The sequence below is a fragment of the Streptomyces sp. NPDC031426 genome (genome assembly GCF_055581585.1).
The window spans coordinates 25,443-34,464 of sequence record NZ_JBVIJE010000023.1; the positions used below are offsets into that span (position 1 = coordinate 25,443).

Below are 9,022 nucleotides of genomic sequence, written 5' to 3' on the forward strand. Positions count from 1 at the left end.
TCCAAGCGTCTACTTGGTAAAACCAAGCAACACCAGTTTCCGGAGGGGCGCATGGAGTTCCGGCAGTCGAACAAGCTCAGCGAGGTCTGTTACGAGATCCGCGGCCCGGTGATCGAGCACGCCAACGCGCTGGAGGAGGCGGGGCACAGCGTGCTGCGCCTGAACACCGGCAACCCCGCGGCCTTCGGCTTCGAGGCGCCGGAGGAGATCCTCCAGGACATGATCCGGATGCTGCCGCAGGCGCACGGCTACACCGACTCCCGCGGCATCCTCTCCGCCCGCCGGGCGGTCGCCCAGCGCTATCAGAACCTGGGACTGGAGGTCGGGGTCGACGACGTGTTCCTCGGCAACGGCGTCTCGGAGCTGGTTTCCATGGCCGTACAGGCACTGGTCGAGGACGGCGACGAAATCCTCATCCCCGCACCGGACTTCCCGCTCTGGACCGCCGTGACCACCCTCGCCGGCGGCAAGGCGGTGCACTACCTGTGCGACGAACAGGCCGACTGGAACCCGGACCTGGCCGACATGGCGTCGAAGATCACGGACCGCACGAAGGCCGTGGTCATCATCAACCCCAACAACCCCACCGGCGCGGTGTATCCGAAGGAGGTCGTCGAGGGCATCCTGGACCTCGCCCGCCGGCACGGCCTGATGGTGTTCGCGGACGAGATCTACGACCAGATCCTGTACGACGACGCGGTCCACCACTCGGCCGCGGCCCTCGCCCCCGACCTGGTCGTCCTCACCTTCTGCGGCCTGTCGAAAACGTACCGGGTGGCCGGGTTCCGTTCCGGCTGGCTTGTGGTGACGGGCCCCAGGCAGCACGCGAAGGACTATCTGGAGGGCCTGACCATGCTGGCCTCCATGCGTCTGTGCGCCAACGCCCCCGCCCAGTACGCCATCCAGGCCGCGCTCGGCGGCCGCCAGTCCATCCGTGAACTCACGCTTCCCGGCGGCCGGTTGTACGAGCAGCGCAACACCGCCTGGGAGAAGCTCAACGAGATCCCGGGCGTGTCCTGCGTGCGGCCCAAGGGCGCGCTGTACGCGTTCCCGCGCATCGACCCCAAGGTGCACAAGATCCACGACGACGAGAAGTTCGTCCTCGATCTGCTGCTGCGCGAGAAGATCCAGGTGGTCCAGGGCACCGGCTTCAACTGGCCCTCCCCCGACCACTTCCGCATCCTCACCCTGCCGCACGCGGAGGACCTGGAGGCGGCGATCGGGCGGATCGGCCGGTTCCTCGCCGGGTACCGGCAGCATTAGCCCGTCCGGTGGCGCCTGTGCGAAGATCACCCGGCATGATCAGGGGGATCCGGCACGGGGGGGGCGGGTGCACCGGCCTTCGGGTGCGCGTCTGACCAGCGCCGCGCCGCTGTTCTCCCTGTCCGGGTTCCATATATGACCAGGGGGAGCAGGATCTTGTCGTACCGAATACGTTGGACGGCCGTCGCCGTGGCCATGGTGTGCGGGGCGGCGGCCGGGCTCGCGACGCCGGCCGCGCAGGCGGCGTCGCCCTCGCCGCCGGCGCCGGCCGCCGGGCAGGAGGCCCGGCAGGCCGCGCGGTTCTGGACCGCACAGCGCATGGCGGCCGCCCGGCCACTGGACGCGGCGCGGGTGCGGCCGAGCGGGCCGGGGCAGTCGGCCGCGGCGGCCGGCCGGCCGCAGGGCACGATGTTCGGCGGGAGCCGCCTCGTCGGAACCTTCTTCGGTTCCGACGGTCCCGGTGGCACCACCTGGCACTGCACCGGCAGTGTGATCGACACCCCGGCGCGCGACGTCGTCCTCACCGCGGCCCACTGCGCCCTGAGCATGAAGGGCGACTATGTCTTCGTCCCGAAGTTCGTGAAGGGCGCGGGACCGGACCAGCAGCCGTACGGCATCTTCCACATCCAGCGGATCTTCATCGATCCCCGGTACGTGCCCGACAAGGGGTCGTCGACCACGAAGAAGCCGGCGTCGGACCTGGACACCGCGTTCGCCAGGGTCTCGGCCAACCAGCGCGGCCAGAGCCTCCAGGACGCGGTCGGCGGCGGACTGACCTTCACCCGCGCGAACGGCTACACGCACAAGAACGTGACCGTCGTCGGCTACCCCTCCTACGGGCACAACAGCGCCGGAAGCGCCATCAAGTGCACTGTGCCGACCAGCCAGCTTCCCGGTTACCGGCAGATGTCGATGACCTGCGGCGGCTACTACGGCGGCGTGTCCGGCAGCCCGTGGATCACCGACTACCAGGACGACGCGGGCACCGGCCATGTCATCGGCGACCTCGGCGGCTACAACGGCGGCGGCAACGACGCGGACGTCGACTACATCAGCTACGCCCCGGCGTTCGGCGACGACGCCGCGAACCTCCTCGCCGAGGCCGTGGCGAACCAGGATCCGCCCGCGGACCTGCCGCCGTACCACGGCCTGCAGCTGCCCGGTGGCGCGGCCCGCTGGCAGAAGGCCGCGCTGCTGGCCTCGGCCGACTACACCGGCGACCACCTCGGCGATCTGCTCGTCGTCTGGTCCGACGGCGGGGTCACGCTGTATCCCGGGGACGGACAGGGCGGGTTCGGCTCCGAGCAGCGGCTGCTGAAGGCCAACTCGACCTGGACGCACGCCCGGAGCATCACCGGCGGGACCTTCGGCGGCGGCAGCCGGCCGGGCCTGCTGGTGCGCTGGTCCGACGGCGAGGTCACCCTGTACCCGGACCTCGGCGCCTCGGGGGTGGGCCGCGAGGTCCAGATGGCGAAGCCCAACTCCGACTGGAAGAACGTCGTCCAGCTCACCGCCGGGCAGTTCCACGGCGCCCAGGGCGCGACCGATCTGCTGGCGCGCCGGTCCGACGGCAGCCTGATGCTCTACACCGGTATCCGCTCCGGCTCCTTCGGCACCGGCAAGCGGATCCTCGCGGCGAACGGCACCTGGACCAAGGCCGCGCTGCTGACCGGCGGCGCCCTCAGGGGCACGGCCGGCGCGGACCTGCTCGTGCGCTGGTCCGACGGCTCGCTCGACGGCTACACCGGCGTCTCGGCCGCCGGGCTCGGCACCCGCTCCCGGCTGATCGGCCCGAACGGCACCTGGCAGCACGCCCCGGTCATGACCGCCGGCGACCTCACCGCCGACCACACCGGCAACGACCTCGTCGTGCGCTGGTCCGACGGCGAGACCTCGCTGTACGCCGACACCGGTGCCAAGGCCCTCGGCACCGAGAACACCCTGGTCCCACCCGGTACCTGATCGAGCCCGCGGGCTCGTGCACCGATCCGGGAATGCCCGGCGGCGACCGTCTGTTGACGGTCTCCGCCGGCCATCACCGAACAGGGGGAACGACACATGCCGATCGACGTGCACGGAACGGTCGCGGAGGGATTCGAGGGCGTACGCGAGGAGTTCGCGGCGGTGCTCGCCGAGGAGCGGGACGACCCGGGCGCACAGCTCGTGGTGTACCGGCACGGGCGGCGGGTGGTGGACCTGTGGGGCGGCGACGGCATCGACGGGGACTCACTGACGAACCTGTACTCGATCGCCAAGGGTGCCGCGCATCTGGTCGTCGCCCTGCTGGTGCAGGACGGGGTGCTCGACCTGGATCGGGAAGTCGCCGCGTACTGGCCGGAGTTCGGGGCTCACGGCAAGGACCGGCTGGCGCTGGGCGAGCTGCTGGAGCACCGCGCCGGACTCGTCAGCGACCCCGAACGGGCCTTCACCGTCGAGGAGTTGGCCGACGACCGGATCACCGCCGCGCGGCTTGCGGGACGCGCGCCGCTGTGGCAGCCGGGCACCGCCTGGGGCTACCACGCCTTCGTCATCGGCGCCCTCACCGGCGAGGTGGTGCGCCGGGTGACCGGCCGGTCCATCCAGGAACTGTACGAGGAGCGGATCCGGGCGCCGTACGGCCTCGACTACTACCTGGGTCTGCCGGCTCGGGCGGAGCCGCGCTGGGTGGACGTGCAGCCGCTGGTGCCGACCCCGGAGGAGGCCGTACTGCTGAAGGAGCGGGTGGCGGCCCCGGACAGCATCAGGGGCATCGCCTTCAACGCGCACGGGCCGGAGCCGACCGACCTGGTGGCCTTCGGCAATCACCCCCGGGTGAAGGCGCTCGGGCCTGCCTCCTCGGGCGGCGTGGGCAACGCGCGCGGGGTCGCCGGGATGTTCGCGGCCGCCATCAGCACCGTCGACGGCCGGCCGCCGCTGCTCACGCCCGCGACCGCGGCCCTGTTCGGTGCGCTGCGCACCCCCGGCGGCCCGGACCTGGTCACCGGCAGCGAGAACCACTTCGCGCGCGGCTTCGAGTACATCCCCGCGCTCTATCCGTTCCTCGACGCCGGCACCTTCGGGCACAGCGGCGCGACCGGCTCGCTTGGCTTCGCCGACCCGGCGAACGGCATCGCGTACGCCTACACCCGGCGCCGGTTCGCCTTCCCCTCCGGGGTGGGCGCCGCTCCGGAGAACGGCCGTCTGGCCGAGTCCGTCCTGCGGGCGGCCGGATCCCTGTGACACCGTGCTGACAGGCGAGCGGGAAGGGCGCTGACGTGGGTGACCTCTTTCTCGTCCGGCACGGTGAGACCGAGTGGTCGCGGTCCGGACGGCACACCGGCTGGACCGATGTACCCCTCACCGAGCACGGGCGGATGGAGGCGCGCCGGCTGCTGCCGCTGATCCGCTCGCAGCGGATCGGGGCCGCGTTCGTCAGCCCCCTGCAGCGGGCCCGGGAGACCGCCGAGCTGATCGGGATCCCGGACGCGCGGGTCGACGCCGACCTGCGCGAGTGGGACTACGGCGGGTACGAGGGCGTGACCACCGTGGAGATCCAGCGGAGCCGGCCGGGCTGGTTCCTGTTCACGGACGGGGTCGTGCCGGGCCCGCCGGACCATCCGGGCGAGACCCCGGAGCAGGTCGGCGAGCGCGCCGACCGGGTGCTGGGCAAGGTCGACGACGCCCTCGCCGACGCCGAGGGCGTCGTCGTGCTGATCGCCCACGGCCACTTCCTCCGTGTCCTCACCGCCCGCCGCCTCGGCCTGCGGCCCCAGCACGGGGCGCTGTTCCAGCTGGCGACGGGGACGCTGTGCCGGCTGGGCACCGAGCACGAGCGGCCGGTGGTGGCGGGGTGGAACATCCGGCCGCCGGAGTAGGCCCCGACAGGCCCCGGGTACGGGGCCCGATGCGGGCTGCGGCCGCGTTGTCGGAGCCGGGTCGTACTCTGCGAAATGGGCCGTCCGGCGAGCGGCCCCGGACAGGGACGGGACCGGAAGGAGCGCGCTGTGAGCCGACCGCCGACCGCCGCGCAGCGGCGGGTGATCGAGGCCGCCGATCCGGTCACCGGGCGGCTGCGCGGTACGGAGGCGCAGCTGGCGGCGCTGGTGAAGCGGGGGCTGGCCTTCCGGCATCCGCGGCCGCCGCACGAGCACTTTCTCACCCCGGCGGGACATCGCCTGCGCGAGGCGGTGCCCGAGGCGCCCCAGGAGTCTGCGAAGCCCGGCCCGGACGCGGGGGTGTTCGCGGCGCGGGTCGGCGGCGAGGAGGAGCCGCCCGCGGACGGTCCGGCGCGGTTGCGTGAGGTGCACAGCGCCTGGCAGGGGCTGCTGGAGCTGCGTCGGATGACCAACCCCGGCGGCGCGGTGGACCGGCCGTGCGGCTGGGAGCGGGCGCATCTGGTGCGGGCGGCGGCCCTGGCCCTGGAGGCGGCCGGGCACCCTCCGGCGAGCGGGAGCGCGGACGGTTACCGGGTGCGGGCGACCCCGCAGCCGGAGGCGGTCGCCGTGTACGCGCCGGACACGGAGCACCTGGCGGCCTGCGCGGCCACGCTGGAGCGCGCGGGCTGGCAGGCCGGCGAGTACACCGAGCCGCGTACGAGGGTGCGCTATCTGCTGGCCTCGCCGCGCCGGGTGTGAGCGGCGTGCCAAGATCGACCGACCCGAGATTCGAACGCGAGAAGGGCAAGCAGTGTCCGAACCGTTTTCCGTCCGTGTGACCGTCCGCGGCTATGAGACCGACACCCAGGGACACCTCAATCAGTCCGTGTACCTCAACTACGCGGAGCACGCCCGCTGGTCGCTGCTCCAGGCGGCCGGCATCAGCCAGGCCCGGCTGGTGGGCCGGGGGGTCGGTCCGGTGGCGCTGGAGACGACCATCCGTTTCCGGCGCGAACTGCTCGCCGGTGACGAGGTCGATGTGACCTGTGAGTTCGAGTGGGGCGGCGGCAAGACCTTCCGGATCGTGCAGGAGATACGCAAGGCCGACGGCACCCTGGCGGCCGAGGTCAGCGCGGTGGGCGGTCTGCTGGACCTCAAGGAGCGCAAGCTGGTCGCCGACCCGCGGGAGGTGTTCAAGCAACTGACGACGGACCTCGCCCTGTTCGGCTTGTAGGCCGGTTCAGACCTCGCCGAAGGCCTCCTTGTGCTCCTCGGCGGGGTAGGCCATGCCGGTCAGGACGCCTTCCACCCGAGCCCTGTCGATGCTCCACGCGGTGCGGAGGAAGTCGCGGGTCTCGTCCGGGGAAAGGTTCCGGACCGTGTCCGGGCGGCCGAGGACCGCGGCGAGGACGGCCGCCTGGTCCGGGACACTGATCGCCTCGGGGCCTGTCAGGGTGTAGGTCCGGCCCACCGGCCCCACGTCGAGCAGGGCCCGCACCGCCACCTCGGCGATGTGGCGCGGGTCGATCACGCCGGACGCCGGGCGGAGTTGCCGGCGAACCTCATGGCGCGGCCCGGTCCGGGTTCTGACGTGTCGGTACCGCGATCTGGTTGAAGCCGTAGTAGAGGGCGAGCAGACCGTGCGCGGCGAGGGTGAGGGGCGCGGAGACGAAGGCGAGGGCCACGGTCAGGGGGTAGCCGAGGGAACCGAGGGCGAAGCGGGCCCGGGTGGCCCGGGCCGCCGCGGTGTCCACGCGCGCGTCGAAGAGGTGGCCGGTGCGGGTGAGGTGCCACCACAGGGCCTGGAAGGTGAGGGCCATGGCGACCATGACCAGGCTGTAGACCGCGGCGGCCGCGTGCGAGGCGGCGCCCTCGCGCAGGTACTCGGCGAGCATGGCGGTCGGCCAGGGCACGGCGGCCACGACCATCAGCACCAGCAGGTTCAGGAACATCAGCGGCCGGTCGACCTTGGCGACGTAGCTGAACACCTGGTGGTGGTTGACCCACATGATGCCGATGACCAGGAAGCTGACCACGTAGGCGGCGTACGACGGCCACTGTGCGCCGATCGCGTGCCACAGGCCGCCGTGGTCACCCGTCGTCGGCACCTTGATGTCCAGGATGAGCAGGGTGATGGCGATGGCGAACACGCCGTCGCTGAAGGCCTCGACCCGGCCGGACTCGTTCATGGCCCAAGACTGCCGCACACATCCGTGCGGGGCACGGCGATCGCCGTGCCCCGCACGGATGTTCAGCGGGTGTTCAGTGGGTGGGCGTGAGTTCCTGCCCCGCCTCCATCGGGTGCGTGACGTCCTCCGCCTCCCTGCCCTTGCCGATGTGGTTGAAGAGGAGGTTGAGGACGACGGCCGACACACAGCCGGTGGAGATGCCGGAGTCCAGCACGATCTTCGCGGTGTCGGGGAAGGCGTGGTAGAAGTCCGGCGCGGTGATCGGGACGATGCCGACCGCGAGGGAGACGGCGACGATGAGGACGTTGTTGTCCTTCTCCAGGCCGGCCCGGACCAGGGTCTGGATGCCGCTCGCGGCGACCGAGCCGAACAGGACGACGCCGGCGCCGCCGAGGACCGGGCGGGGCACGACCGCGATGAGGGAGGCGGCCATCGGGCACAGGCCCATCAGGACGAGGAAGCCGCCGCCGACGGCGACGACGAAGCGGCTGCGGATCCTCGTCATGGCGACGAGGCCGATGTTCTGCGCGAAGGCGCTGCACATGAAGCCGTTGAACAGCGGGCTGAGGGCGGAGCCGAGGGTGTCGGCGCGCAGGCCGGCCGCGATGGTCTTCTCGTCCGCGGGGCGTTCGACGATCTCACCGAGCGCCAGCATGTCGGCGGTGGACTCCGTCATGGAGACGACCATCACCACGCACATCGACAGGATCGCCGCGATGTGGAAGGTGGGGGTGCCGAAGTGGAAGGGGGTCGGGAAGCCCACGACGGCGGCGTGGGCGACCGGGCTGAAGTCGGTGACGCCGAAGGGGATCGCGATGAGTGTGCCGAGGACCAGGCCGAGCAGGACCGCGATCTGTTTGACGAAGCCGCGGGTGAACCGGCGCACCAGCAGCACGATGAGGAGGGTGATGCCGGCCAGGGAGAGGTTGGTCATCGAGCCGTAGTCGTGCGCGGCCGAGTTCGGTCCCTGGGCCCAGCCGAACGCGACCGGGAGCAGGGAGACGCCGATCAGGGTGATGACCGAGCCGGTGACGACGGGCGGGAAGAAGCGGATCGCCTTGCTGAAGAAGGGGGCCGCTATGAAGCCGAGGAGGCCGGCCACGATGACCGCGCCGAAGATCATCGGCAGGGCGTGGGACTTGTCCTTGGCGGACGCCACGATCGCCGTCATGGGGGCGACACCGGCGAAGGTGACGCCGTTGACGAAGGGCAGACGGGCGCCGATCTTCCAGAAACCTAGGGTCTGCAGGAAGGTGGCGAGCCCGGCGGTGAACAGACAGGCTCCGGTGAGGAAGGTGAGGTCTTTGCCGGACAGCCCTACGGCCGCGCCGACGATCAGGGGTGGGGCGACGACTCCCGCGTACATGGCGGCCACGTGCTGCAGGCCGCTGGTCGCCATTTTGAGGGCGGGGAGTTTCTCGTCAACAGGATGGGCGGCCACGGCGGCTCCTCCGAGCGGCTAACACGTCTTTGTCGACGTGGGTTTCATGGAGGTGGTGCGAGTGGTCGTGCGGGACCAGGACGGGGTCGAGCGGTGACCGTCTCCGGGGCGCGTGCGTCCACACGCACCCCGGAGACGGCTGCCGTGGACCCCGCTCGGGTCCACGGACCCCGGTCGAGAGCCGTCCCTCCCGACCGGAGCGTCCCGGCGATCCGCCCACAGGGGCGACCACCGCGTCTTCAGGCGGGCCACCCCGCGAGAGGTGACCGCCGTGG

The 9,022-nt window shown here is 71.7% G+C and carries 9 protein-coding genes; 6 read left to right on the plus strand and 3 right to left on the minus strand.

The window, feature by feature from the left end; translation table 11 throughout:
- Positions 1-51: 51 nt before the first annotated feature.
- The 6 genes from ACZ5NH_RS33985 to ACZ5NH_RS34010 all read left to right on the plus strand — a co-directional run bounded on the left by ACZ5NH_RS33985 (position 52) and on the right by ACZ5NH_RS34010 (position 6,351).
- Complete coding sequence (locus ACZ5NH_RS33985) at positions 52-1,263, plus strand: pyridoxal phosphate-dependent aminotransferase (protein WP_388623948.1); 1,212 nt, start codon at positions 52-54, stop codon at positions 1,261-1,263.
- 156 nt (positions 1,264-1,419) lie between these two features.
- Positions 1,420-3,225 (plus strand): trypsin-like serine peptidase, encoded by a 1,806-nt coding sequence (locus ACZ5NH_RS33990; protein ID WP_468780791.1) that lies wholly within the window; start codon positions 1,420-1,422, stop codon positions 3,223-3,225.
- 96 nt (positions 3,226-3,321) lie between these two features.
- Positions 3,322-4,482, plus strand: a complete 1,161-nt coding sequence (locus tag ACZ5NH_RS33995) for a serine hydrolase domain-containing protein (RefSeq protein ID WP_468780793.1) — start codon at positions 3,322-3,324, stop codon at positions 4,480-4,482.
- Between the two features lie 35 nt (positions 4,483-4,517).
- Positions 4,518-5,117 carry a histidine phosphatase family protein gene (locus ACZ5NH_RS34000; protein ID WP_468780795.1) on the plus strand — a complete coding sequence of 200 codons (600 nt, stop codon included), beginning with the start codon at positions 4,518-4,520 and terminating at the stop codon, positions 5,115-5,117.
- A gap of 129 nt (positions 5,118-5,246) precedes the next feature.
- Entirely contained in the window at positions 5,247-5,876 is a 630-nt protein-coding gene (locus ACZ5NH_RS34005) for a hypothetical protein (protein WP_451555917.1), read from the plus strand.
- Positions 5,877-5,928: 52 nt separating this feature from the next.
- Positions 5,929-6,351 carry an acyl-CoA thioesterase gene (locus ACZ5NH_RS34010; RefSeq protein ID WP_388623963.1) on the plus strand — a complete coding sequence of 141 codons (423 nt, stop codon included), beginning with the start codon at positions 5,929-5,931 and terminating at the stop codon, positions 6,349-6,351.
- Between the two features lie 6 nt (positions 6,352-6,357).
- Here ACZ5NH_RS34010 and ACZ5NH_RS34015 read toward each other — a convergent pair whose 3' ends face one another.
- The 3 genes from ACZ5NH_RS34015 to ACZ5NH_RS34025 form a co-directional block, all read right to left on the minus strand.
- Positions 6,358-6,648 carry a hypothetical protein gene (locus tag ACZ5NH_RS34015; protein WP_468780798.1) on the minus strand — a complete coding sequence of 97 codons (291 nt, stop codon included), beginning with the start codon at positions 6,646-6,648 and terminating at the stop codon, positions 6,358-6,360.
- 31 nt (positions 6,649-6,679) lie between these two features.
- A complete protein-coding gene (locus ACZ5NH_RS34020; RefSeq protein ID WP_468780800.1) occupies positions 6,680-7,306 on the minus strand; it encodes a TMEM175 family protein in 627 nt (208 codons plus the stop codon).
- Between the two features lie 73 nt (positions 7,307-7,379).
- Positions 7,380-8,747 (minus strand): nucleobase:cation symporter-2 family protein, encoded by a 1,368-nt coding sequence (locus ACZ5NH_RS34025; RefSeq protein WP_468780802.1) that lies wholly within the window; start codon positions 8,745-8,747, stop codon positions 7,380-7,382.
- Positions 8,748-9,022 lie beyond the last annotated feature (275 nt).

What these genes read in the sequence shown, in the direction of transcription:
- ACZ5NH_RS33985 (WP_388623948.1), top strand. Translation starts at nt 52, where the DNA reads ATGGAGTTCCGGCAGTCGAACAAGCTCAGCGAGGTCTGTTACGAGATC.
- ACZ5NH_RS33995 (WP_468780793.1), top strand. Translation starts at nt 3,322, where the DNA reads ATGCCGATCGACGTGCACGGAACGGTCGCGGAGGGATTCGAGGGCGTA.
- ACZ5NH_RS34020 (WP_468780800.1), bottom strand. Translation starts at nt 7,306, where the DNA reads ATGAACGAGTCCGGCCGGGTCGAGGCCTTCAGCGACGGCGTGTTCGCC.